Source organism: Frigoribacterium sp. MCBA15_019, assembly GCF_001864945.1.
Classification (GTDB): Bacteria; Actinomycetota; Actinomycetes; order Actinomycetales; family Microbacteriaceae; genus Frigoribacterium.
The window spans coordinates 372227-396678 of sequence record NZ_MJGS01000012.1 but is presented as its reverse complement, the minus strand read 5'-3'; the positions used below and the strand labels follow the sequence as shown (position 1 = coordinate 396678).

The window sequence follows — 24452 nt, the reverse complement described above, 5'->3', positions numbered from 1 at the left end:
CCGCGGCGCCGGGTCCGTGCACGACGCGACAACGGCGGCAGGGGCGGGTCGGACGGGCAGGGGCGGGTCAGCGGAGGCGGCGGCCGGCGGCCCAGAGGCCGATCAGCCCCGAGGGGCCGAGGCGCGGCGTCGCGTAGGTGGCCCGGTCGGCGTAGGCCCCGGGGTCGACGAGCTGCAGGTCGGCGACGGCCCCGGGGGCGATGCCGAGCGCGCCTCCTGCACCGCCGACGGGCGCACCGTCGGCCACGCCGCGACCGCCCAGCCCGAACCGCGAGGAGGCGCGGGTCGACATCCGCGCGATCGCCTCGCCCCGCGACAGCACGGCCCGCGGCCCCGATCCGGCGTACTCGTCGAGAACGCGCGAGAACGTGCCGAACAGCCGCGGGTGCACGGTGCCGGTCTCGCGCGGCAGACCGTCCGACCCGACCAGGGTGTGCGGCCAGGCCAGGGCCGTCCGCATGCCCTCGAGGTCGGTGTGGAACACGATGACGGTCAGGGCACCCCGTTCGGCGAGGACGAGGTCGGCGAGCACCTCGCGTGGGTCGGCACCGACCGACGCGGCGATGTCGGACAGCGGCCGTCCCTCGAAGCCCGCGTGCTCGGCTCGCGTGAACCCGGCCAACGAGATCCGTGCGGGGCCGATCGCGGAGTACTGGTTCTCGAGCGTCGATCCGGCCCAGGGCTCGAGCAGTCCGTCGAGCACCTGACGCCGCGAGCGCGTGCCGGGCCGGAGCGCCTCGAGGAGGCTCTCGACCCCGTGGTCGGCCGTGGCCGGAGGGAACAGCGACGCGACCGTCGTGCTGCCCGCGTCGTAGGGGTAGACGTCCGCGCTGACGTCGACCCCCGAGTCCCGCAGGGCGTCGAGGCGCTCGACGATCGCGGGCATTCCGCCGACGTTCCGCGGTCCGGTCACCTTGAGGTGGCTGACGTGCACGGCCGCCCCGGACTCGCGTCCGAGCGAGGCCAGCTCGTCGAGCGAGTCGCGGAGCCCGTCGGCCTCGTTGCGGACGTGCGCGACCAGCAGCACGCCGCGGATGGCGCACTCCCGGGCCAGCGCCACGAGCTCGGGCCGGTCGGCGGCGTCGCCGGGTGCGTACATGAGGCCGAGCGAGACGCCGAGGGCCCCGGCGTCGAGTGCCTCGCCCACCGACGCCGCGACGAGCGACCGCTCGGCGGCGTCGGCCGGGCGTCGCTCGAAGCCGAGCACGTCCGCCCGCAGCGGTGCGTGCGGCACGAGGGTCGCGGCGTGCAGGCCGAACCGCCCGTCGGCGTCGCCCTCGGCCAGCGTCCGGACGTAGTCGGCGAACGTCCCCCATCGCCGTGCCGGGAACCCGCCCAGCACCGGTCGCGAGTAGTCCTCGAGCGAACGGTCGTCGGGATCGGTCGGCGACGGTGCGACGCCCTGGCCGCAGTTGCCGACGATCGTGGTCGTCACGCCCTGCCCGGTCTTGGGCGCGACGCCGCCCGGGCGGAACAGCGCCGCGTCGTCGTGTGCGTGCACGTCGACGAACCCCGGCAGCACGTCGAGCCCGCTCGCGTCGACCACCTCGACACCGTCCGGAGTCCCGGACGAGGAGGCGCGGTGCCCGCCGCCGACGGACGTCACCGCCCCGGCACGCTCGCCTCCCCGGCCCGTGCCCTCGGCGCCCGTGACCGACGCCCCCGCCCCGACCCCGACCGCGGTGACCACCCCGTCGCGCACGACGACGTCCGCGACGTGACCCGCGCCTCCGGACCCGTCCCAGACCGTCCCGCCCGCGAGCACCAGCGTCGTCACGAGGGCACCGCCGCCGTCACGAGAGCACCGCGGTCATCGAGAGGGATGCCGAGCTATTCGAAGCGCTGCCACACGGGCTTGTTCGCGTACGTGTAGCGGTAGTAGTCGGCCAGCTGCAGGTCGGCCGCGGCGGCCTCGTCGACCACGATCGTCGCGTGCCGGTGCAGCTGCAACGCGCTGCCCGGGCACATCGCGCTGAGCGGCCCCTCGACCATGCCCGCGACGGCCGCCGCCTTGGCCGACCCCTGCGCCACGAGCACGACCTCGTGCGCGTCGAGGATGGTGCCGAGCCCCTGGGTCAGGCAGTGCGTGGGCACCTGCGACGGGTCGTCGAAGAAGCGCGCGTTGTCGGCCCGGGTCTGCGGCGCGAGCGTCTTGATGCGGGTGCGCGAGGCGAACGACGAGGTGGGCTCGTTGAAGCCGATGTGCCCGTTCGCGCCGATGCCGAGGATCTGGATGTCGATGCCGCCCGCGTCGACGATGGCCTGCTCGTAGTCGACGACGGCCGCCTCGATGTCGCTCGCTCGGCCGTCGGGCACGCGCACCTTCGTCGCGTCCATGCCCAGCGGCACGACGACGTCGCGTTCGATCACCGACGCGTAGCTCTCGGGATGCTCGAGCGGGATGCCGACGTACTCGTCGAGCGCGAACCCGGAGGCGCGGCCGAAGTCGAGCTCGCCCGCCGCGACCCGGGCCGCGAGCGACGCGTAGATGCCGGTCGGCGACGACCCGGTCGCGAGGCCCAGCACGGCCTCGGGCTCGCGCTGCACGACCGACGCGATCTTGAGGGCGGCGACGCGGCCGACCTCGTCGGCGTCGCGGACGATGATGATCTCCATGGGGGCTCCTTGCTGACGCGGCGTCAGGTGATGTTCGCCACGACCGACGCGATGTACGCCTCGCGTTCTTCCCGCGAGGCCGGCCGCCCGGGCACGCCCGGACGCTGCTGCCACGGTAGCGGCCCCGACTCGTGCCGGTACTCGACGCCGATGGCGTCGAGGCGTCCGAGGTGCACGGCGAGGCGTGTGGAGAAGTCGTCGAAGTCCCGCGGTTCGGTCGTCCAGAGCGCCTCGGCGACGGCGCACAAGCGCGGGAAGGCGAAGAAGTCGACGGTGCGGGGCGAGTCCATGTGCTCGGTCCAGATGTTGGCCTGACCGCCGAGCACGTGGCGGGCCTCGGCCTCGTCCAGGACGGCCGGCACCGGCTCGAACGCGTACACATCGGCGAGGGTCAGCGGGATCGACACGGGGATCGGCTCGTCCGGGCCCTCGGACTGCCGGTAGTCGAGGTAGACCTGGTCGTCCGGGCAGGCGACGACGTCGTACCCGCGTCGCGCGGCCGTGACGGCCCCGGTCATGCCCCGCCACGACGCGACCGTCGCGCCGGGCGACATCGTCGCGTTCCCCTCGAGGATCTCGTCCCAGCCGAAGGTGCGTCGTCCGGCGGCCGTCAGATGCGCGTCGAGCCGGCCGATGAACCACGCCTGCAGCTCTTCCTCGTCGGCGAGGCCGCGGTCGCGCATCAGCTCTCGTGTGCGGGGGTCGGCCTGCCACTGGGCCTTGGGGCACTCGTCGCCGCCGATGCCGATCCAGGTGCCCGGGAAGAGCTCCATCACCTCGTCGAGCACGTCGGTGTAGAAGTCGACCGTCGACTGCTCGGTGTTGAGGACGTCCTCGAAGATGCCCCACTCGGTGCCGACGGCGATCTGCCGGGGCGATGCCACGGGTGTGCCGCCGACCTCGACCGCGCCGACGCCCAGGTGCGGGTACGCCGTGATCGCGGCCATCGAGTGGCCCGGCACGTCGACCTCGGGCACGACCGTGATGTGGCGGGCGGCGGCGTAGGCGACGACCTCGCGGATGTCGTCCTGCGTGTAGAAGCCGCCGTGCGGCCGACCGTCCTGGGTCGCGTCCGGCCCGGCCCCCACCTGCGACGACTCCCGCCAGGCACCGACCGAGGTGAGGCGCGGGTACTTCGTGATCTCGATGCGCCAGCCCTGGTCCTCGGTGAGGTGCCAGTGCAGCGTGTTCAGCCGGTGCAACGCCATCAGGTCGACGAACCGCAGCACGTCGTGCTTCGGCAGGAAGTGCCGGGCGACGTCCAGGTGCGTCCCCCGCCACCCGAAGCGCGGACGGTCCTCGACGTCGACGGCGGGCACGACCCAGTCGACCCCGGTCACGAGGGCCGACCGGTACACCGCCGCGGGCAGCAGCTGACGCAGCACCTGTGCCCCGTGGAACGCGCCGGCCGCGTCGCCACCGGTGATGCGCACCCCGGTGGGTCGCGCCTCCAGCCGGTAGGCCTCGGCTCCGAGCGATGGATCGAGGTCGAACGAGATGCCGGTGCCGTCGGCGCTGCCCTCGCGCAGCGGCAACCCGGTCGCCGGACGCAGCGCCTGCTGCAGCCAGGCGACGACGCCCGCCAACTCGTCGGGCGCCGAGACGCGCGTCGCCGCGTCGAGGCGGAACGCCCCGGAGGCGCGGGTCAGTCGAGCAGGACGCGGCACGATCGCGACCGGTGCGGTCTCGGGCGTCCCGGTGCCGGCCCGCGTGGTGGCCGAGGAGGTCGAGGGTGCGTTCGTCACGGGGTCAGCCCTTCACGGCGCCGGCGGACATGCCGGTCACCAGGTTGCGTTGGATGATCATGAAGAAGACGACGACCGGAAGCGAGAACAGCACCGAGGCCGCCATCTGCCCGCCGAAGTCGGTACCGCTGGTCGGCGTGCTGAACGAGGCCAGCCAGACCGGCAGCGTGTACATCGACTGGTCCTTCATGAACGTGTAGGCCACGAGGTAGTCGTTCCACGCCGCGATGAAGGCGAAGATGCTGGTCGCGATCATGCCGGGCAGCACGAGCGGGAACATGATGCGCGTCAGCACCTGCCAGGTGCTCGCGCCGTCGAGCTGCGCCGCCTCCTCGACCTCGACCGGGATCGCCAGGAAGAACCCGCGCATCACCCAGATCGAGAACGGCAACGTCGACGCGACGTACGCCAGGATGAGCCCGCCGTAGGTGCCCAGCAGCCCGAGGCTGTTGAAGATCAGGAACTGCGGGATCAACAGGGCCGTCGCCGGCAGCATCTGCACGATCAGGATGAACACCATGATCGTGCGCCGCCCGCGGAACCGGAACCGCGACAGGGCGGCCGAGGCGAACAGGCCGAGCACGATCGAGAAGACGACGGCGCCGACCACGACGATCACGCTGTTGCGCAGGTTCGTGAAGAAGTCGGACTGCGTGACCGCGACGACGAAGTTGTCGAGGGTCGGGTTCTGCGGCCAGAACAACGGGGTCGCCGTCATCACCTCGGGGCGCGGCTTGAACGCCGTGTTCACCATCCAGTAGACGGGGAACAGCCAGACGAGGCTGAAGACGATCGCGATCGCGTTGCTGACCCAGCGGGGCTTCCGGCGGCGCCGGGTCGGGCGGGCGCTCGACGGGCGGCCGGTGCCGTGGCCCGAGCGCGCCTCCTTGGTTCTCTCGTCGCGCGCGACGGTCTCGGTCGTCGTGGTGCCGACGCCGGCGGGTGCGGTCGTGGTCACAGGTCTTCTCCGGATCGGACGAGGTTGCGGACGTAGAACGCGGTCAGCACGACGAGCAGCAGGGTGGTGACCACCGAGATGGCGGCGCCCTGCCCGATGTCGAAGCCGACGAACGCGGTGACGTAGGTGAAGACGCCGAGGGTCGAGGTGGCGTCGTCGGGGCCGCCGGCCGAGACGAGCCAGATCTGGTTGAAGACGTTGAAGTCCCAGATGATCGACAGGATCGTGATCAGCAGCAACGTCGGCTTGAGGAACACCAGGGTGACGGTGCGGTAGACGCGCCACTCGCTCGCACCGTCGAGTCGCGCGGCCTCTTTGTACTCGAGCGGGATCTGCGTCTCGGCGGCGTACATGGTCAGCGCGATGAACGGCACGGCCTGCCACACGATGAGCAGCCAGATGCTCGTGTAGGCGAGCGCGGCGTCGTTCGACCAGTCGACGTTGGTCATGTCGCCGACCAGGCCGGTCTGGGTGAGCAGCCAGTTGACGACGCCGTAGCCGGGCTGGAACAGCCACTTCCAGACGATCGACGACGCCACGTTCGGCATCGCCCAGGCGAGGATGAGCACCACCGTCACCGTGTAGCGCATCGGCGTGCCGAGCCGGGTCAGCAGGTGCGAGACGCCCGTGCCGATCAGGACGCTGCCGCCGACCATCGCGGCCGTGAAGACCAGGGTGCGGACGAGCGACCACCAGAAATCGGTGTCGGCCAGCAGGGTCGCGTACTGCTGCACGCCGACCGAGTCGTACGCGCCGGTGAAGAGCGAGCGCTGGTCGTAGTCGGTGAACGAGGTGAACACCAGGAAGACGATGGGTGCGACCGTGACGGCGAGCAGGACGATGCCCGCGGGCGACAGCAGCCAGAGCGGGGCGAGCTGGCGCTTCTTCCCCGGCCGCACCGGAGCCTTCCGCTCGTTCTTCGGGCGCCTGCCGCCCTTCTGGTCGGGCGCCGCGCCGGGCGGGGTCTCGGTGAGACCGGGGGCGATCGAGAGGGCCACGGTTCCTCTTTCGGTTCGAGTCCAGGAGGTGCGGGTCGAGGGGGCGGGAGCGTCGCGCGGTCGGATGGTCGCGCGACGCCCCCGGAGGCAGCAGGTGCTGCCGGTGCTGCCGGTGGCTCGGCGCTAGTCGTTCAGCGCTTCGTCGGTGGCCTCGTCGAAGGACTTGGCAGCCGCCTCGGGCGACTTCGAGCCCGAGACCACCGAGGAGAAGAGCTGGTTGATGCTCTTGTCGCCCTCGAGGGCCGCCCAGTTCGCGCTGGCCGGCGTGGCCTTCGAGTTGAGCGCGGCGTCGAAGAAGCCCTTCTGGATCGGCGTCACCACGCTGCCGGCCGCCTCGATGCCCTCTTCGCTGTTCGGGATCCAGCCGTCGTTGCCCACGACCCATTCGCTCTGGATGTCGGGGCTCGTGGCGATCTTCGTCCACTGCAGGGCCAGGTCGGAGTTCTGGCTCTTGGCCGCGATGCCCCAGTCCGAGCCGCCCAGCATGACCGGCTGCGTCTCACCCGACTTGCCCGGCATCGGGAAGGTGCCGAAGTCGTCGTCGGTCAGGGCGGGGTTGGCCTTCTGGATCAGGTCGATCGAACCGTTGGTGTGCAGGATCGTCGCCGTCTTGCCGTCGGCGAAGACCTGCGTCTGGTCGGGGGCATCGGTGTCGAGGGTCTGCGACGCGGGCGTCGAGTAGGCGTTCTGGAACTCGGTGAAGTCGGCCAGGCCCTGCTGCGCCTCGTCGCTCTCGAGGCCGGCCTTCCAGGTGCCGTCGCTCGAGGTGGCGATGTCGCCGCCGGCGTCCCAGACGAACTGCATGCCCGCGTACCAGTACTGGCCGGGCAGGTAGAAGGCCGAGAAGTCGGACGCCGTGTTGGCGGCCTTCACCTTGTCGAGGTCGGCCGTGAGCTCGTCGTAGGTGGTGGGGGCCTCGGTGATGCCGGCCTCGGCCCACATCGTCTTGTTGTAGATGACGGCGCGGGCACCGGCGAAGCCCGGCACGGCGTAGAGGGAGTCGTCGACGGTCGCGGGCTCCTCGAGACCGGTCAACCAGGTCTGCCCCTGCTTCAGGTCGTCCCGGTACGACGTCAGGTCGAGGAGCGCACCGTTGGCGGCGTAGCTGGCGACCTGCGTGTTGCCGAGGTCGAGCACGTCGGGCGGCGTGCTGGTGGCGAGCGCCGTGCTGATCTTCGTGGTGATGCCGTCCCACTGCTGGATCTGGACGTCGACGTCGGCGCCCGTCTGCTCGGTGAACTCGGCGTTGATGGCATCGATCGTCTCGGGCGTGTAGTCACCCGTCATGACCCAGACCGTCAGTGTCTTGCCGTCGCCCTTGGTGGTGGGTACGGCCTGGGGCTCGTCGGACGAGCTGCCGCCCGTGCCCGAGCTCGAGCAGGCGGTCAGGGCGAGTGCCGCGGCCAGGCCCAGGGCCCCGACCGCCGTGTAGCGTTGGATTCGCAATTTCATCTCCTCGTCGTCGAAGCGGGGATGCCGCATCGCTGTGGTCCCGGCCCGCGCTCGCACAAGCGTCGGGTCGGGAATGCGGCACGGGCCGGGGCCCTCGCCGCCTCCGGGGGTGGGCCCCCGAGGTCTGTGGTGGGGCGTTCGCCCCGGGCCGCCGACGAGCCGCTCGCCGGGGTCACGTCAGCCCCAGTTCGGCCTGCAGCACGAACGACGCCGCACCCCGCAGGGCGAGGTCGGTGCCGCTGCCCGCGATGCTCATGGTCAGGCCGTTGCTCACGGCCGACAGCGTGCGCTGCCGCACGGTGTCGCGGGCGGCCCGCAGCAGGGCGCCCTCGACCAGGTCGGCGGGGCCCGACAGCACGACCTCGTCGATGTTGAGCGCACTGATGATGGGGGCGAGCACGAGGCCGAGCGCGCGCCCGGCGTCGTGCAGCACGGCCCCCCGCGATCCCTCGTCGTGCTGCAGGAGGCGCGCCCTCAGCTGCGGGGCGGCCAGCACCTCCTCGAGGCAGCCGCGTCGACCGCACGCGCACACGTCGCCGTTCTCGTCGACCGTCACGTGCCCGATCTCACCGGCCGAGAACTGGTCGCCCTCGACGAGCGAGCCGGCGACGACCAGCCCGACGCCGACACCGTGGTCGATCGTCACGACCATGAGGCTCTGCCCGGCCGGGGCTCGCCCGGCCACACCCTGCCCGGCCGTCTCGCCGAAGGTGCGGATGCCCACGGCCGCGGCGTTGGAGTCGTTGCCGACGTGGACGGGCAACCCGACGTGGTCGGAGAGCCGGGACCGCAGGGGCAGGTCGTACCAGCCGAGGTGGACGGCGGTGCGCACGACGCCGTCGTGGTCGACGATGCCGGGGGTCGCGACCCCGACACCGAGCAGCGGGCGGGTCGTGCGCGAGCCGAGGTCGTCGACGAGCCGTTCGACCAGGGACACGGCGGCCTCGCCGACGGCACCCTCGAGCTCGACGCCGGCGCGCTCGACGACCCCGCCCCTCAGGTCGACGACGGCCCCGACGAAACGGTCGGCGTTCGACAGGTCGACCGTGACGATGTGGAAGGCGTCCGACTCGATGCCGACGAGCGTCGCCGGTTTGCCGACCCGGGCGTCGTCGCGGACGCCGAGCTCGCGAGCGATGCCGTCGTCGATCAGTTCGGCGACGAGTGCGGAGACGGTGGGGCGCGTCAGGCCCGAGCGACGAGCCAGGTCGGCCCGGCTCATCGAGCCGTCGCGGTAGAGGGCCTCGAGGACGAGCGAGCGGTTGTGCGCGCGGACGGGCGGTTGCTGCTGCCGGGTGATCGTCGTGGTGGTCACGGGCGCGTCCTCTCGTCTCGGCATCGTCGCCGACCTCGGACCCGTTCGCAGGGCCCGTCGGCAGCGGTGCCGGGTGGCGTCGCCGTGGTGGCGTGCCGTTAGTAAATGGGCCTTACAAACACGTGTCAAGGTGCGTGGCGGCGAGTTTACGCACACGAAACACCGGCGGTCAACACCCGAAACATCGCGACCCCCTCCTGCCGGACCCCTTGCCGGGATCTGGTTCGTAAGCTTTACTAACAAACATGTCCACGCCCGCCTCCGTGTCCGTCGCCGCGCCTCCCGGCGCTCTCGACGACGCGCGGGCGGGTGCCTCCGGGCCCGGATCGACGGGGCGGCCGTGAGGGTCGGCCTCGACATCGGCGGCACCAAGATCGACGCGGTCGTCATCGACGGGTCCGGCGCCCCCGTCCACCGTCTCCGCCTGCCCACGGGGTTCGGCCCTGACTCCGTGTTGGCGAACGCGGCCACGGCGGTCACCTCGTTGGCGGACCGCGTCGGCGTCGCCGTCGGGGCCTTCGAGTCGGTCGGCGTCGGCATCCCCGGCCTGGTCGACGGCGCCACGGGGCGCGTGCGGCACGCGGTGAACATCGGCTTCGACGACGTCGCCGTGGGGTCCACGTTGAGCACCCGGCTCGGGGTGCCGGTCCGGGTCGAGAACGACGTCAACGCGGCGGCCCTGGGCGCGTACCTCGCCATGTCGCTGTCGGGTTCGGTCGGCTACCTCAACCTCGGCACCGGCCTCGCCGCGGGTCTCGTCGTGGACGGCGAACTCTGGCGCGGCTCGCGAGGCGTCTCGGGCGAGATCGGGCACGTCCCCGTCGACCCCGGGGGCGAACTCTGCCCCTGTGGGCAGCGCGGGTGCCTCGAGACCGTCGCGGCCGGCGCCGCGGTGTCACGTCACTGGCCGACCGAGGGGGCGTACCCGGCCGTGGCGCTGTTCGCGGCGGCCGACGCCGGCGACCCCGAGGCCGTCCGCGTGCGTGCCGACCTCGCGGCGGGGGTGGCGGCCGCGGTGCGCCTCCTCGTCCTGACGACCGACGTGGACTCCGTCGTGATCGGGGGCGGGCTCAGCAACCTCGGTCGCCCCCTGCTCGACGACGTCGCCGGCGTGCTCGACCGCTGGGGGGCGGGGTCGCCGTTCCTCGCCTCGCTCGAGCTCTCGTCGCGCATCGAGCTGCTGCCGCCGGGGTTTCCCGTGGCAGCCGTCGGCGCGGCGACGGTCGGAGCCCGCGGGTCGGCCACGGCGACCGCAGCCGCCGTCTGACCGCCGCCACGGCGCTCTGCCCCCACACCGCTGTGCTGCCACCGCCACACCGCCACACCGCCACGCGATGGTCACCGCACCAGGAGAAAACCCGGCGCCGTGACCATCTCGTGGCGCAGTGCCCGCAGGTGCTGCGCTACGCCCGGGCCACCCGCAGCGTCACGATCTCGAACGGGCGCAGGGTGAGCTCGACCGCGGCACCCGCCGTCCAGCGGCCCGAGCCAACGGTGCCCTCGGCCAGCTCGCGCTCGATCAGGTCGGTTCGCCACGCGTCGCCGAACCCGCTGTCGGCGTCGACCGTGACCGTGGTCGCCGCCCGCGCGCCCCGTGCCTCGTAGAGCCGCACGATCAGGTCGCCCGAGCGGTCCTCGGCCAGCTTGACCGCCTCGACCAGCACGGCGGGCGACGACGACGTGACGAGCGGTGCCACCGCGGCCCCGGACGATCCGTCGACCCGCCGGACGGGCAGGTTGAGGCGGTAGCCCGCGGTCGCCGCCTCGAGCACGTCGGGCGCGACCCGCACCGACGAACGCAGCACGTGCCGGCCCTGGTCGGCGTGGGGGTCGGGGAAGGTCGGCGCCCGCAGCAGCGACTGCCGCACGAGCGTCGTCGTGCCGCCGTCACCGCCGTCGGCCGAGTCGCGGGTGCTCCGCGTGATGTCGTGGCCGTAGGTGGCGTCGTTCGCCACGGCCACGCCGAAGCCGGGCTCGGCGACGTGCACCCAGCGGTGCGCGACGGTCTCGAACCGGGCGAAGTCCCACGACGTGTTCTGGTGGGTCGGGCGCTGCACGTGGCCGAACTGCACCTCGGAGGCGGCCCGGTCGGCGTGCACGTCGAGCGGGAACGCCAGCTTGAGCAGCTTCTGCCGCTCGTGCCAGTCGACCTCGGTCTGCACGTGCAGCTCGGCCTCGCCGTCGTCGAGCCACCAGCGCTGCACGATCGTCGAGTCGCCGACGCGACGGGTCACGACCAGGGCCCCACCGTCGGCGACGACCGATTCGGCCTCGACCAGGTCGGTGCGGACGTTCTTGTAAGCCTGGTCGACGTCCCACGCGTCCCACTGGTTGGGGGTGTCGCGGAAGAGCTGCAGCAACCCGAGCCGCGAGCCCGGGGCGACGAGGTCGCGCCTCGACGTCGCGTCGACGAGCGAGGCGACCAGGCCGTCCCCGTCGAACACGGCGCGCACGAGCCCGTTGTCGAGCACCCAGCCGCCGTCGGAGGCGACCGGTGCCACCGACCCGACCCCCGCCTCCTGGGCCTGGCCCTCGCCGGAGCCGGCCGAGGCGTCGACACCGGCCGCCGGGACCGGCCCGGCGTTGAACGTGGTCGTCGCCGACCCCGACCCGGCGAGCGCGCGCTGGGCCGACCCGATGATCGCCTCGAGTTGCTCGGCGACCCGGGCGTAGTGCCGTTCGGCCTCGTGGTGCACCCAGGCGATGGACGAACCGGGCAGGATGTCGTGGAACTGCTGCAGCAGCACGACGTGCCAGATCTGCTCGAGCTCGTCGTAGGGGTAGTCGAGCAGGCCGCGCGCCGTCGCCGTGGCGCTCCAGAGCTCGGCCTCGCGCAGCAGGTGCTCGCTGCGGCGGTTGCCCTGCTTGGTGCGGGCCTGCGAGGTGTAGGTGCCGCGGTGGAACTCGAGGTACATCTCGCCCGACCAGACGGCCGGGTCGGCGAGTTCGTCCCGCGCCTGGGCGAAGAAGGAGGCGGGGGTGCCGACGGTCACGCGCGGTGAGCCCTCGAGGTCTCCGGCCCGTCGTGCGGCCGCCATCATCTCGCGGGTCGGGCCGCCGCCGCCGTCACCCCAGCCGAACGGGACGATCGACACGTTCGAGTACCCCTTCTCGGCGTAGCCGCGCTCGGCGTGGGCGAGCTCGGCCGGCGAGAGGTCGGAGTTGTAGGTGTCGACCGGCGGGAAGTGCGTGAAGACCCGGCTGCCGTCGATGCCCTCCCACAGGAAGGTGTGGTGCGGCATACGGTTCGTCTCGTTCCAGGACTCCTTCTGGGTGAAGAACGAGCTGGAGCCGGCGGCGCGGGCGATCTGCGGCATGGCACCCGTGTAGCCGAACGAGTCGGGCAGCCAGACCTCGTCGGCGTCGACGCCGAACTCGCGGAGGAAGAACCCCTTGCCCGCGACGAACTGACGGGCGAGCGCCTCACCGCCGGGCATGTTCGTGTCGGACTCGACCCACATGCCGCCGACGGGCACGAATCGGCCCTCGGCGACCTTCTGCTTCACCCGCGCGAACAGCTCGGGGTAGTGCTCCTTCAGCCAGGCGTACTGCTGGGCGCTTGAGGCGGCGAAGACGAAGTCGGGGTCGTCGTCCATCAGCGCGACGACGTTCGAGAAGGTGCGGGCGACCTTGCGCTGCGTCTCGCGGACGGGCCAGAGCCAGGCCGAGTCGATGTGGGCGTGCCCGGTTGCGACGACCCGGTGGGCGCTCGCGTTCGCCGGCGCCGCGAGCACGTCGGCGAGCGCGGCCCGACCGGCCGTCGCCGAACCCGCGACGTCGGCGTGGTCGACGACGTCGCACATCCGGTCGAGGGCCCTCAGGATCTCGTGCCGTCGCGGCGAGGTGAGCTCGAGGGTGCGCATCAGCCCGACGAGCGTCCAGACGTCTCGATCGAGTTCGGCGACGACCTCGTCGCGTTCGGCGAGCACGATGCTGCGCAGGGCGTAGATCGGGGCGTCGCCGGCGGTCTCGGGGTCGCCCAGGGGGGTCTCGCCGTGGAAGTCGTCACCGCCGATGTCGGGGTTCGACGCGGCCTCGACGTAGACGTCGATCGTGCTGCCCGGGGTCACGCCCGCACCGATCGCGGTCAGCGGCACGTAGCCGTTGTACGGCTCGATCGCCTTGACGATGGTGCCGTCGGGTCGCCAGACGAGGCCTTCGGCCTGGAACCCGGGCTGGCGGATGCTGAAGCCCAGGTCGACGACGAGCTCGAGGGCGGTGGCGGGGTCGGTGCCGAAGTCGTCTGGCACCGTCCCCGTGACGTGGAACCACGTGGTGCCCCACGGGCGGCTCCACGGCGAGCCGACGGCGAACGGCTCGTACGTCTGCGAGACGGCCTCGCCGAAGGGGACCGGCTCGCCCGGCGCCTCCCAGGCCGTGATCGTCAGCGGGACGGCTCGGCGGTAGACCGCCGGTGTGATGCGGTCGCGGACGAAGCGGTCGATGCGGGCTTCGACGAGGACGGTGTTGTCGTGCATGGGATCAGTCTCCTGACGGGCGCGCCGAGGCGCACGGTGGGGCGGGTCGTTCTGTGGATCGGGAGGGCGGCGGAGGCACTGGTGGGGAGGCGCGTCACCCCTTCACGGCACCGGCCAGCGCGTTCGAGCCGCCGAGGGTCCGCGAGACGAGCACGTACAACGCGATGACGGGCACCGAGTAGACGATCGAGAACGCCGCGAGCTGGCCGTACGCCACCGAGCCGTACTGCCCGAAGAAGTTGAAGATGCTCACGGCAGCGGGCTGCTTGTCGGGGCTGAGCAGCAGCACGAACGGCACGAAGAAGTTCCCCCACGCCTGGATGAACACGAAGATGAACACCACGGCGATGCCCGGCCGCATGAGCGGCACGACGATGCGCGTCAGGGTCGAGAACATCGAGGCCCCGTCGGTCCACGCGGCCTCCTCGAGCGAGATCGGCACCGAGTCCATGAAGTTCTTCGCCATCCAGATCGCCATCGGCAGGCTGGTCGCGGCGAGGAAGAACACCGTGCCGCCGATCGAGTCGATCAGGTTCAGCGAGACGAACAGGCTGTAGACCGGCACCATCATCGCGGTGATGGGCAGGCCGGTGCCGAAGAGGATGCCGTAGAGGAACGGCTTGTTGATGCGCATCCGGTACCGCGAGAGCGGGTACGCCGCGAGGATCGCCACGACCACGGTCACCAGGGCGCAGCCACCCGACACGATGAGGCTGTTGGCCAGCGGCACGAACGAGATCTCGGGCGTCAGCACGGCGGTGAAGTTGTCGAGCGTGAACTGCGACGGCACCTTGGCCGACAGCGTGGCCGACGGGTCGAACGAGGCCAGCAGCAGCCAGACGAGGGGCACGGCGAAGCAGATCGCGATGACGATCAGCACGGCGTTCGAGACGGCCTTCATGCTGCGGCCGCTGGGTGAGGTCATGCCCATGGTCAGTCGACCTCCGGTTTCAGGGCCCTGATGTAGATGATCGAGAACACCGCTCCGACGAGCAGCATGATCGTGGCGATGGCCGTGCCGAAGCCCAGCTGCGAGAACTGGAAGGCCTCTTGGTAGGCCAGGATCGGCAGCGTCGTGCTGTTCGTGCCCGGTCCGCCGCCGGTCATCACGTAGATGAGCGTGAAGACCGAGAGCGTCTGCAGCGTGGTCAGCATGAGGTTGGTCGAGATGCTGCGTCGGATGACCGGCAGCGTGATGTAGACCAGGCGTTGCCAGCCGGTGGCGCCGTCGACCTCGGCCGACTCGGTGATCTCGGGGGGCACCTCCTGCACGGCCGCCGAGTAGACGAGCATCGAGAACGCGGCCCCGCGCCAGATGTTGGCGAGGATCACCGAGAGCATCGGCATCGCGTAGAGCCAGTTGGCGCCCGTGATGCCGAACCACGACAGGACCGTGTTGAGGGTGCCCGCGTCGTTGAAGAACGCGTACGCCGCGAAGGCGGCGACGATCTCGGGCAGCACCCATGCGGCGATCACGAACGTGCCGACGATCGAGCGCACGACCTTGTGGCCGTTCCGCATCAGCAGGGCGAGTCCCAGGCCGACGACGTTCTGGCCGACCACGGCCGAGAAGAAGACGAAGGCGAGCGTCAGCAGCACCGACTTCGGGAAGTCCGGGTCGGCGAAGAGCTCGGTGTAGTTGCGGAACCCGATGAACTCCGAACCGCCGGCGGCGTAGCCGGTCAGCGAGGCGTCGGTGAACGAGCCGTAGAAGCTCGAGATGACGGGCCCCAGCAAGAACAGGGCCAGCAGCACGAAGGCCGGGACGAGCGGCAGGGTGCGGGCACCGGTGCGCAGGGCGCGCGCCTTCGACGCGCCCGCCCGGCGACCCGGCTTCTCGCCGTGGGGCCCGGGGCCGGGCCCGGAGGCCCCCGGTCGGCCGCTCTCACGGCCGACCGGGGTGGGGGCGATGGTCGCCATCCGGCTAGTCCCCCGCCTTCTGTGTCTGGTCCTCGCCGACGATGCCGACGAGTTGGTCGTCGAACGCGGCCGCCGCCTCCTCGGGCGACTGCTGCCCGGTCATGACGGCCTCCATCGCGACGGTGATCTCGTTCGAGATGCGGCTGTAGTCGGTGGTCGCCGGACGGAAGTGCGTCACCGGCACGATCGACGAGAAGAACTCGAAGGTCGGGTTGCTGCCGACGTACTCGGGGTCCTCCGCGACGTCGCTGCGCACCGCGATCTGGCTGGCGGCGATGTCGTAGCTCTGCGAGCCGTCCTTGTCGAGGGCGTCGGCGATGAACTCGAACGCCTTGTCCGGGTTCTTCGTCTTCGAGCCGACGGCCAGCGTCCAGCCGCCCGACATGCTCGTCGCGCCCGGCTTCGCACCGTCCTGGGTGGGCATGGGCGCCTGGCCCATCACGTCGTTCCACTCGGGCCACGGGTTGGTGCCGGTCTCGAGCCAGGTGCCGCTCATCCACGAGCCGTCGAGGGCGATGGCGAGCTTGCCCTGCGGAAGCCACTCACCACCGACGATGGTGGCGATGTTGGTGTCCAGCGCCTCCTCGGGTTTCGGTCCGATGCCGCCCTGGTAGACGTCCTCGATGAAGCCGAGCGAGTCGACGAAGCCCTGCGAGTCGGTGAGCCACTTGCCGGTCTCGTCGTCGTAGAGGGTGCCGGTCGGCGTGCCGTAGAGCAGCATCTCGAAGCCCTGCATGGTCGCGCCCTCGCCCTGCGGCTTGCCCGAGTAGACGTTGAGCGGGACCACGTCGGGCACCTTCGCCTTGACCGTCTCGGCCGCGTCGAGCACGTCCTGCCAGGTCTTCGGCTCCCACGGCACGGGGAGGCCGGCCTGCGCGAAGAGGTCCTTGTTGTACCAGAGGGCCCGCGTGTCGGTGCCCATCGGGATGCCGTAGGTCTTGCCGTCCTCGCCGACGCCGGCCTCCTTGGCGTTGTCGTAGAACTTGTCCCAGTCGTCCCAGGCGTCGGTGTACTCGTCGAGCGGCAGCAGGTAGCCGGCGGCCGCGTCGCTCTTGACCTTGAACGTGTCCTCGTACATGACGTCGGGTGCGGTGGCCGCCGACCGGTTCATCAGCGCGAGCTTCGTGAAGTAGTCGTCGTTCTGTGCCGCGATGGGCACGAACTCGACCTTCATGCCGGGGTTGGCCGCCTCGAAGGTCTTTGCGGTCTCCTTCATGTGGGCGTCCATCTGGGTGAACGTGCCGAACTTCTGGTACGCGACCTTGATGGTGTCGGAGTCGCCGCTGCCGGCACCCCCCGAGCATCCCGAGGCCAGCAGGGCCGTGGCGACCGCCGCGGCGGCGACGGCCAGTGCGCGCTTGCGCCCCCGGGCCGAGGTGAACGTGCGTGACATGGTGCTCCTTTGCTCCAGTCGCGTCGGCGCCGGGCTGCTCTGCCCGACCGCGATTCGATTACTACATCGTATGGAGTAACTCGTGTCAAGATCCTTGCGCGCAACGGTCCGGTAACGACGCGACGGCCGAGGAGGCGCGGGTCCTGACGCCCCGAGGCGCTGGTCGACAAGCGCAGGAGGCGCGGCTCGGCCCCGTCAGGCGCGGATCAGCAGGGCGGACGGTCGCGGCGAGAACGTCTGGTCGAGCACCAGGCAGGCCGCTCCGACGGCCGCGACGTCGATGCCGATCGACGACTCGACGAGCCGGATCGGATGCTTCGAGACCAGCGCCGGGTCGTCGCGGAGCGCGGCCGGCAGCACCGCGAGGACGTGCCGCGACAGCGGCGCCCAGAACGGCCCGCCGAAGACGACCTCGTCGAGGTCGAGCAGGTTGACGATGGTCACCAGGGCCCGGGCCAGGTGTCGCCCGGCCCCGTGCAGCACGTGCAGGGCCCCGGCGTCGCCCGCGTCCGCCTTTCCGACCAGGGCGACGAACGCCTCGTCGATGCGACGCATGTCCACGTCATCCCCACTGCGTGCCGCCTCGGCGAGCGCGTCGTCCGACACGTCACCCTCGACCAGCACCCCCGTGGCGACGGCCTCGCGCACGAGGGCGTGCGGCGTGATCAGCTCGCCCACGCAGCCGATCCGCCCGCAGGTGCAGCGGTGACCGTGGTCGTCGACCATCACGTGCCCCGAGTCCCCGGCGTTCGCACTGGCCCCGCGCAGCACGTCGCCGCCGAGCACGAGCCCGGTGCCGTAGCCGGTGCCGTAGTAGACGAAGGCGAAGTCGCTGCGCTCACCCGCGCCTCCGTCGCTCAGCCAGAGCTCAGCGACCGCGCAGGCCGTGACGTCCTTCTCGAGCAGGACCGGCAGGCCGGTGGCCTCGCTGAGCGCCCGGCGCAACGGCACGTGCCGCCAGAGCGGCATCATCGGCGGATCGAGCACGAGGCCGGGTCCGATGTCGACCGGGCCGGGCGAGGCGATGCCGACCCCGAGCAGGAGGTCGCGGTCGACGCCGCTCGTGACGACCAGCCCGTCGATGGCCCGCGCCATCAGGGCCACCACCTCGTCGGGTTCGCTGGCGGACGGGGTCAGCTCGCGGGCGTGGGCGACGACCGTGCCCACGAGGTCGAGCAGCACGAACGTCAGCACCGCGGGGTCGACGTGCACGCCGACCGCGAAGCGCCCCCGCGACTCGAGCTGCAGCATGGTGCGGGGCTTGCCGGGGCCGCTGATGACGGTGCCGCTCTCACGGATCAGGCCCGACTCGATCAACCGTCGCGAGACGTTCGTCACGGCCTGGGGGCTGAGCCCGGTGCGCCCGGCGATCTCGGTCCGGCTCAGGCCCGCGCTCTCCCGCCGGATCGCGTCGAGCACGACCGACCGGTTGTAGCCGCCGATCGCCGGCAGGTTCGTCCCGCGGTTCATTCTCGTCATCATCCACGACGTCGGGGGTCGCGCGCAGACCGCGACCCGTCATCCGCCCGGCGGTGGTGCCCGTCGGGACGCGCCGTTACCCTGAATCCATGTCTGGACTGCGCCTCGAAGAACTGTCCGCCGCCACCGTCGTCGCGGCCAACAACCTGACGCTCAAGCCGGGGCAAGAGCAGTTCGTCGCCCCCGTCTCGCACTCGATCGCCGAGGCCTACGTCAACCCGACCACCGCCTGGCCCCGCGTCGTCGTCGACGACGACGACACGGTGGTCGGCTTCATCATGGGCAACTTCGACGCCGAGGCCGACGACGAGGCGCTGCGCAGCTGCATCTGGCGCATCAACGTCGAGGCCGACGCCCAGGGCCGGGGCATCGGGCGATTCGCCGTCCACGCCCTCGCCGACGAGGCCCGCAGCCGCGGCTTCGACCGGGTCACCGTCATCTACGAGCCGGGCGACGACGGGCCCGAAGAGTTCTTCCACCACATCGGCTTCGAGGTCATCGGCGAGACGCCCTACGGCGAGCACGTCGCAGGGCTGACCCTGGCGTCGTCGCAGGTCTGAGTCGGCACCGCGAGAGGCCGACGTCGTGACACCGGACGGGCCCGCCCCCGGCGACGAGCCCGGGTCCGTCACCGGGCCCAGGACCGGACTCGGCCTCGGACCCGACCCCGACGCGGGGCCGGGACGCGCGGCCGGCTCCGGGCCGCACCCCGACGACTTCGTCTCGCGGGTGATCGCCGTGGTCGAGTCGATCCCGCCTGGCCACGTCATGACCTACGGCTCGGTCGCCGCGGCCCTCGGCTCCCGGGCCTCCCGCGGCGTCGGCCAGGTGATGGCGTACGCGGGGGCCGACCTGCCCTGGTGGCGGGTGATCCGCGCCTCCGGCCATGCCCCGCGCGACCACGAGCAGCGGGCCCTCGAGCAGTACCGCGTCGAGGGCACGCCTCTGCTGTTGAGCCGGTCGGGTACCTTCCGCGTCGATCTCGAGCGCGCCTCCTACCGTCCCTGACCGGGCCGAGGCTCAGGGGCGGGCCGACCCTCGGGGCAGGACCGGGCAGGACCGGGCCAGTTCGTCGGAGACGGTCGACCACGACCGCCCGACTCCCCCGGACTCGCCCGCCGACGCTCGGGCGGCCTCAGCGCGTCCGGTCGTACGGGGTCGTCGTCGACACCGCGACCAGGCCCGAGCGTTCGAGGATCGGACGCGAGTCCTCGGTCGAGTCGCTGTGCACGAGGGCCTTGCCCTGCGCGAGGGCGGAACGCGCCCGTGCGGCGGTCAACGCCCGGTAGATGCCCCGGTGGCGGTACGCCTCGAGGGTGGCACCGCCCCAGATGCCGACGAAGTCCGTGCCGGGGACGGGCTCGAGTCGGCCACCACTGACCATCCGACCGTCGACCTCGGCGACCCAGAGCTCCATGCCGTCGTCGCGACCCAGCCGCGAGAGCAGCGCGTCGGCCATCCGCGCGTCGACCGCTTCGCCGAACGCCTCGTCGACCATTGCGCTCATCGCCCGAACGTCTGCCTCGGTGGTGACCCGACGGACCGTCACCCCCTCGGGTGCATCGCCGAGACCGGCCAACGCCGTCAGCGGCCCGATCATGATCGACTCGGGCTCGCCGGGCTCGAAGCCCGAGGCCACGAGCGCGTCGTGCAGCCCGGGCGCCCGGTCGTGGCCCCGCGTCTTCCACTCGACCCGGGTGATCTCGGCGTCGGCGTCGAAGTGCTCGACGGCGGCGGCCACGAGCGCGCGCACCGCGTCGGCGTCGGCCTCGCCGAGGTCGCGGTAGGTGACGAATCCGCGGCCACCGGCGAAGGTGACGAGCCGCAACGGACCGTGCCGCGTGACGTCGATCGCGCTCGGCGTCTCGGCGTCGGTGCGGAGTTGCTCGTCGTAGGCCTGCAGGTAGGTCGTCGCGTCGATCATCGGGGACACGCTAGCCGAGCCGCGATCTCACACGAGCGAGTCGCGCCACGCGGCGTGCAGCTGCGCGAAACGGCCGGTGCCCGCGATCAGGTCGTCCGGGGTGCCGTCCTCGACGATCTTGCCGTGCTCCATCACGAGCACCCGGTCGGCGATCGCGACCGTCGACAGGCGGTGCGCGATGATGACGGCGGTGCGGTCGGCGAGCAGGGTCTGCAGCGCCTCCTGCACCATGCGCTCGGACGGGATGTCGAGCGACGCCGTCGCCTCGTCGAGGATCAGCACGCTCGGGTCCGCGATGAACGCCCGGGCGAACGACAGCAGCTGGCGTTGCCCGGCCGACACCCGGCCGCCGCGCTTGTTCACGTCGGTGTCGTACCCGTCGGGCAGGGCCTCGATGAACTCGTGCGCCCCGACCGCCTTCGCCGCCCGCACGATCTCGTCACGTGTCGCGTCGGGCTTGCCGAGCGAGATGTTGTCGGCCACCGACCCCGAGAAGAGGTAGGCCTCTTGTGTGACCATGACGATCGCGCGGCGCAGGTCTTTCGGGTGCAGGTCGCGCAGGTCGACGCCGTCGAGCGTCACCGCCCCGCGTGTCGGGTCGTAGAAGCGCGAGATGAGCTTCGCCAACGTCGACTTGCCGGCCCCCGTCGACCCGACGAGGGCGATGGTCTGCCCCGCGGGCACGTGGAGGTCGAAGCCGGGCAGAACGACCGTGTCGGCGTTGTAGGCGAACTCGACGTCGTCGAAGTGCACCTGCCCCTTGGCGTCCCACAGGTCGACCGGGCGCGTCGGGTCGGGCACGCTCGGCTGCTCCTCGAGCACGCCCGAGATCTTCTCGAGCGCGGCCGACGCCGACTGGTAGCCGTTGTAGAACATGGCCATCTCTTCGGCCGGATCGAAGAACCGCTTCGCGTAGAGCGCCACCGCGAGCAGGGCGCCGATCTCGAGCGAACCGTCGATCACCCGGAAGCCGCCGAAGAGCACGACGGCCGCGAGGGTCGCGTTGCCGATGAGCACCAGGCCCGGGTCGAAGGTGCCGAACAACGTGAACACCTTCGAGTTGGCCTGCCGGTAGTCCTCGACGTGACTGGCGTACTCCTTCTCGTTGCGCGCCTCCTTGCGGAAGGCCTGCACCGCGCGCATGCCCGTCATCGTCTCGACGAAGTGGACGATGACGCGGGCGCTCGTGACGCGGGTGGCGCGGAACAGCTTCTGCGAGCGCACCTGGAACCACCGGGTCAACGCCACGAGCGGCACGAGGGCCACGGCGAGGACGAGGCCGCTCTGCGGGTCGAGCGCGACGAGGGCGACGGCGGTGAAGACCATGTAGAGCAGGCCCGAGACGAGCTGGTTGATGCCCGAGTCCAGCAGTTCTCGGATCGAGTCCAGGTCGCTCGTCTGGCGCGAGATGATGCGGCCCGACGTGTACGTCTCGTGGAACTCGAGGCTGAGCCGTTGCGTGTGCAGGAACAGACGCTTGCGCAGGTCGAACAGGATCGCCTGGCTGATGCGCGCCGACAGCACCGTGTACTGCGCCATCAGCACCGCGCCGATCACACCGGTGACCAGGTAGGCGACCACGACGAGGATCGCGGGCGCCCAGTCCTGGTCGTCCATCAGCGCCGGCAGGGCGGTGTCGATGCCGATCGCGATCAGGGCCGGCCCCGCGACCTGCGAGGCCGTGCTGATCACGACGACGACGCCCATCAGTGCGAGACGCCAGCGCAGCGGGTGCACGAGCGAGCCGAGGAGGCGCAGCGAACGACGGCGCAGCCTCTTGCTCTCGTCCTTGGTGAAGTTCTCGCGCTCTTCGCCGCGGACGCCCTGCGTCGTCGAACCCTGCTCGGCGCGCTTCTCGGCGGGGGTGCGTCCGTCGAGCGCCTCGCGCTCGACGGGGCCGTCGGCTGCTGCCGGACGGTCGGGACGGTCGTCCTCGAGTGTCGTGTCGGTCATGCGAGCACCTGCTCTCGGCTGGTGGTGGAGTCGTCGTCGAGCGACGAGATGACGTAGCGGTAGTGCTCGTTGCTCGCGATGAGGTCGGAGTGCCGGCCCACCGCCGTGACCGTGCCGTTCTCGAGCAGCGCGACCCGGTCGGCCAGGGTGACCGTCGACGGTCGGTGGGCGACGATCAGGGACGTCGTAGACGCGAGCACGCGTCTCAGTCCGGCTTCGACGCGCGCTTCGGTGTCGACGTCGAGGGCCGACAACGGGTCGTCGAGCACCAGCACGGCCGGGCGGGCCGCGATGGCCCGCGCCAGCGCGAGGCGCTGGCGCTGTCCGCCGGACAGGCTGAGCCCCTCTTCGCCCACCCGGGTGTCGACGCCCTCGGGCAATCGTTCGACGAAGTCGGCCTGGGCGATCTCGAGGGCCTCGCGCATCACCCGGTCGGCCTCGTCGGGGTCGTCCGCGAGATCGGGGCGACCGAGCAGCACGTTGTCACGCACGGACGCACTGAACAGCGTCGCGTCCTCGAACGCCATGCCGATGTGGCGGCGAAGTTCTTCGCGGCTGAGGTCGCGGACGTCGACGCCGTCGATCAGGACCTGCCCGCCGGTGACGTCGTAGAGCCGCGACACGAGCGACAGGAGCGTGGTCTTCCCCGAGCCGGTGAGACCGACGAGGGCCATCGTCTCGCCGGGCTCGACGACCAGGTCGACCCCGTTGACGAGGTCGGAGAACTGGGCCGGTGAGTCCTGGTAGCGGAAGTGCGTGCCCTTGAACTCGAGACGGCCGCGGGGTTCGGCGATCGTCGACGGGTTCTCGGGGTCGGTCACCGTGTTCTCGCTGTCCATCACCTCGAAGTAGCGGTCGACGGCCGTGCGGGTGTCGAAGGTCATCGAGAGCAGGAAGCCGATCGACTCGACCGGCCAACGCAGCACGGTCGCGGTCGCGAAGAAGGCGAACAGCTGGCCGACGGTCAGCTGACCGTCGGCGGCGAGCCACACGCCGCCGAGCAGACACAGCGCGAAGGCCACGTCGGGCACGAGCAGCAGCCAGAGCCACAGTTTCGAGATGGCCTTCGCCTTCTCGATCTCGGTCCCCCGGAGGTCTTCGGCCTGCTTGGCGAACTCGCGCAGCGAGTGCTTGCCGCGACCGAAGGCCTTGAGGACCCGGATGCCGTGGACGCTCTCTTCCACGCTGGTCGCCAGGTCGCCGACCTGGTCCTGGGACCGACGGGCGACGATCGAGTACCGCTTCTCGAAGGCGAAACTGACGAAGAACACCGGCAGCGACGCGACGAGGAAGACGAGGCCGAGCACCCAGCTGTACCAGAACAGCACGACGAAGCCGACGACGATGGTGAGCACGTTGACGACGAGCAGCACGACGCCGAACGCGAGCCAGCGACGGATGAGGCTCAGGTCGCTGACCGACCGGCTCAGCAGCTGACCGCTCTGCCACCGGTCGTGGAACGCCACCGGCAGGTCTTGCAGCTTGGCGTACAGGGCGTTGCGCATGGTCGCCTCGACGTGCGTGCTCGGGGTGAGCACCAGTCGTCGGCGAGCACCGATCATGATCGCTTCGGCGACGCCGAGGCCCAGCACGACGGCGAAAGCGGGCCACACCTGCGACCGGTCACCGCTCGACAGCGGTCCGTCGACGAGCAGCTGCAGGACGAGGGGGATCAGCAGGGCGACGACGGCCGCGAGGAGGGCCGCGACCATGCCCAGCACGATGCGGGGCAGGGCCGGTTTGACGTAGGGGTACAGCCGAATGAGCGACTGCACCGTCGAGGGGCGCTTCGCGGTGTCGGGCGGACGGGCGGACGAGGACTTCTGAGACATGGGTGATCCAAGTGTCGTGATCTGGCACAGGCGACGGCGCAGAGCGCTGACCCGTTGTGGAGAAAGGTGGTGCGGCGACCGTCCGGGGAGGACGCATGGTCGCGCGGTCGCGCCCGGGACGTCGCCGGGCGGAGGTGTCGGAGTGGTGCCGGTGGGCGGCGGACCGTCTCGTCTAGATGATCGGCGCCGGGCTCGGATACGCCGAGGAGGCGCGACCCACGCGAGCACCGTCGGTGGCCGTGCCCACCGTGGTCAGTGTCGTCGTCGTCATCATGTCCTCCTGAGTGTCGTCGTCCGTCCGTGCGGTCGTGTCCGACCGGCTGTGAGCAGCCTTACAGGATATGCGTGCCGTCGACTCCGCCGCAAGACGGAATCGTTCGGATCGGCGG

Annotated in this window: 18 protein-coding genes; 3 read left to right on the top strand and 15 right to left on the bottom strand. The window is 71.3% G+C overall.

Features of this window, described 5'->3' with window-relative positions:
• Nucleotides 1–67 precede the first annotated feature (67 nt).
• From BIV04_RS11085 to BIV04_RS11055, 7 genes are all read right to left on the bottom strand, one after another.
• Nucleotides 68–1777 (bottom strand): amidohydrolase family protein, encoded by a 1710-nt coding sequence (locus tag BIV04_RS11085; protein ID WP_071256318.1) that lies wholly within the window; start codon nucleotides 1775–1777, stop codon nucleotides 68–70.
• A gap of 53 nt (nucleotides 1778–1830) precedes the next feature.
• On the bottom strand, nucleotides 1831–2616 hold the full coding sequence (gene nagB / locus BIV04_RS11080) for a glucosamine-6-phosphate deaminase (RefSeq protein ID WP_071256317.1): 786 nt from the start codon (nucleotides 2614–2616) through the stop codon (nucleotides 1831–1833).
• A gap of 23 nt (nucleotides 2617–2639) precedes the next feature.
• Nucleotides 2640–4361, bottom strand: coding sequence for a beta-N-acetylhexosaminidase (locus tag BIV04_RS11075; RefSeq protein WP_083396368.1), 1722 nt, complete (start codon nucleotides 4359–4361; stop codon nucleotides 2640–2642).
• Between the two features lie 4 nt (nucleotides 4362–4365).
• Nucleotides 4366–5319, bottom strand: a complete 954-nt coding sequence (locus tag BIV04_RS11070; RefSeq protein WP_083396367.1) for a carbohydrate ABC transporter permease — start codon at nucleotides 5317–5319, stop codon at nucleotides 4366–4368.
• Complete coding sequence (locus BIV04_RS11065; RefSeq protein ID WP_218141848.1) at nucleotides 5316–6317, bottom strand: carbohydrate ABC transporter permease; 1002 nt, start codon at nucleotides 6315–6317, stop codon at nucleotides 5316–5318. Before BIV04_RS11065 ends, BIV04_RS11070 begins: the two co-directional genes overlap by 4 nt.
• A gap of 123 nt (nucleotides 6318–6440) precedes the next feature.
• Nucleotides 6441–7763, bottom strand: coding sequence for a sugar ABC transporter substrate-binding protein (locus BIV04_RS11060; protein ID WP_143048674.1), 1323 nt, complete (start codon nucleotides 7761–7763; stop codon nucleotides 6441–6443).
• A gap of 178 nt (nucleotides 7764–7941) precedes the next feature.
• Nucleotides 7942–9084, bottom strand: a complete 1143-nt coding sequence (locus BIV04_RS11055; RefSeq protein WP_071256316.1) for an ROK family transcriptional regulator — start codon at nucleotides 9082–9084, stop codon at nucleotides 7942–7944.
• Nucleotides 9085–9424: 340 nt separating this feature from the next.
• Here BIV04_RS11055 and BIV04_RS11050 point away from each other — a divergent pair, with 340 nt between their 5' ends.
• Entirely contained in the window at nucleotides 9425–10351 is a 927-nt protein-coding gene (locus BIV04_RS11050; RefSeq protein WP_071256315.1) for an ROK family protein, read from the top strand.
• A gap of 136 nt (nucleotides 10352–10487) precedes the next feature.
• Here the strand turns inward: BIV04_RS11050 and BIV04_RS11045 are convergent, their stop codons facing one another.
• The 5 genes from BIV04_RS11045 to BIV04_RS11025 form a co-directional block, all read right to left on the bottom strand.
• The gene (locus BIV04_RS11045) at nucleotides 10488–13562 is read right to left on the bottom strand and encodes a glycoside hydrolase family 38 C-terminal domain-containing protein (protein WP_071256313.1); all 3075 of its coding nucleotides are present in this window, start codon (nucleotides 13560–13562) and stop codon (nucleotides 10488–10490) included.
• A 94-nt stretch (nucleotides 13563–13656) separates the two neighbouring features.
• Nucleotides 13657–14493 carry a carbohydrate ABC transporter permease gene (locus tag BIV04_RS11040; RefSeq protein WP_071256311.1) on the bottom strand — a complete coding sequence of 279 codons (837 nt, stop codon included), beginning with the start codon at nucleotides 14491–14493 and terminating at the stop codon, nucleotides 13657–13659.
• Between the two features lie 2 nt (nucleotides 14494–14495).
• Nucleotides 14496–15482: a carbohydrate ABC transporter permease gene (locus BIV04_RS11035; RefSeq protein WP_055974859.1), complete on the bottom strand. Its 987-nt coding sequence runs from the start codon at nucleotides 15480–15482 to the stop codon at nucleotides 14496–14498.
• A gap of 4 nt (nucleotides 15483–15486) precedes the next feature.
• The gene (locus BIV04_RS11030; protein ID WP_071256310.1) at nucleotides 15487–16875 is read right to left on the bottom strand and encodes an extracellular solute-binding protein; all 1389 of its coding nucleotides are present in this window, start codon (nucleotides 16873–16875) and stop codon (nucleotides 15487–15489) included.
• 195 nt (nucleotides 16876–17070) lie between these two features.
• Nucleotides 17071–18345, bottom strand: coding sequence for an ROK family transcriptional regulator (locus BIV04_RS11025; protein ID WP_071256308.1), 1275 nt, complete (start codon nucleotides 18343–18345; stop codon nucleotides 17071–17073).
• 98 nt (nucleotides 18346–18443) lie between these two features.
• Here BIV04_RS11025 and BIV04_RS11020 point away from each other — a divergent pair, with 98 nt between their 5' ends.
• Together BIV04_RS11020 and BIV04_RS11015 are read left to right on the top strand one after the other, a co-directional pair.
• The gene (locus tag BIV04_RS11020) at nucleotides 18444–18914 is read left to right on the top strand and encodes an N-acetyltransferase (protein WP_071256307.1); all 471 of its coding nucleotides are present in this window, start codon (nucleotides 18444–18446) and stop codon (nucleotides 18912–18914) included.
• A gap of 25 nt (nucleotides 18915–18939) precedes the next feature.
• Entirely contained in the window at nucleotides 18940–19362 is a 423-nt protein-coding gene (locus BIV04_RS11015; RefSeq protein ID WP_083396365.1) for an MGMT family protein, read from the top strand.
• A 127-nt stretch (nucleotides 19363–19489) separates the two neighbouring features.
• Here BIV04_RS11015 and BIV04_RS11010 read toward each other — a convergent pair whose 3' ends face one another.
• Genes BIV04_RS11010 through BIV04_RS11000 form a run of 3 tightly spaced genes read right to left on the bottom strand, consistent with a single transcriptional unit; the run spans nucleotide 19490 to nucleotide 24063 of the window.
• Complete coding sequence (locus BIV04_RS11010; RefSeq protein ID WP_071256305.1) at nucleotides 19490–20278, bottom strand: GNAT family N-acetyltransferase; 789 nt, start codon at nucleotides 20276–20278, stop codon at nucleotides 19490–19492.
• 27 nt (nucleotides 20279–20305) lie between these two features.
• Nucleotides 20306–22231: an ABC transporter ATP-binding protein gene (locus BIV04_RS11005; RefSeq protein ID WP_083396364.1), complete on the bottom strand. Its 1926-nt coding sequence runs from the start codon at nucleotides 22229–22231 to the stop codon at nucleotides 20306–20308.
• Nucleotides 22228–24063, bottom strand: a complete 1836-nt coding sequence (locus BIV04_RS11000; protein ID WP_071256303.1) for an ABC transporter ATP-binding protein — start codon at nucleotides 24061–24063, stop codon at nucleotides 22228–22230. The genes BIV04_RS11005 and BIV04_RS11000 overlap by 4 nt, the downstream gene beginning before the upstream one ends.
• Nucleotides 24064–24452: the final 389 nt, after the last annotated feature.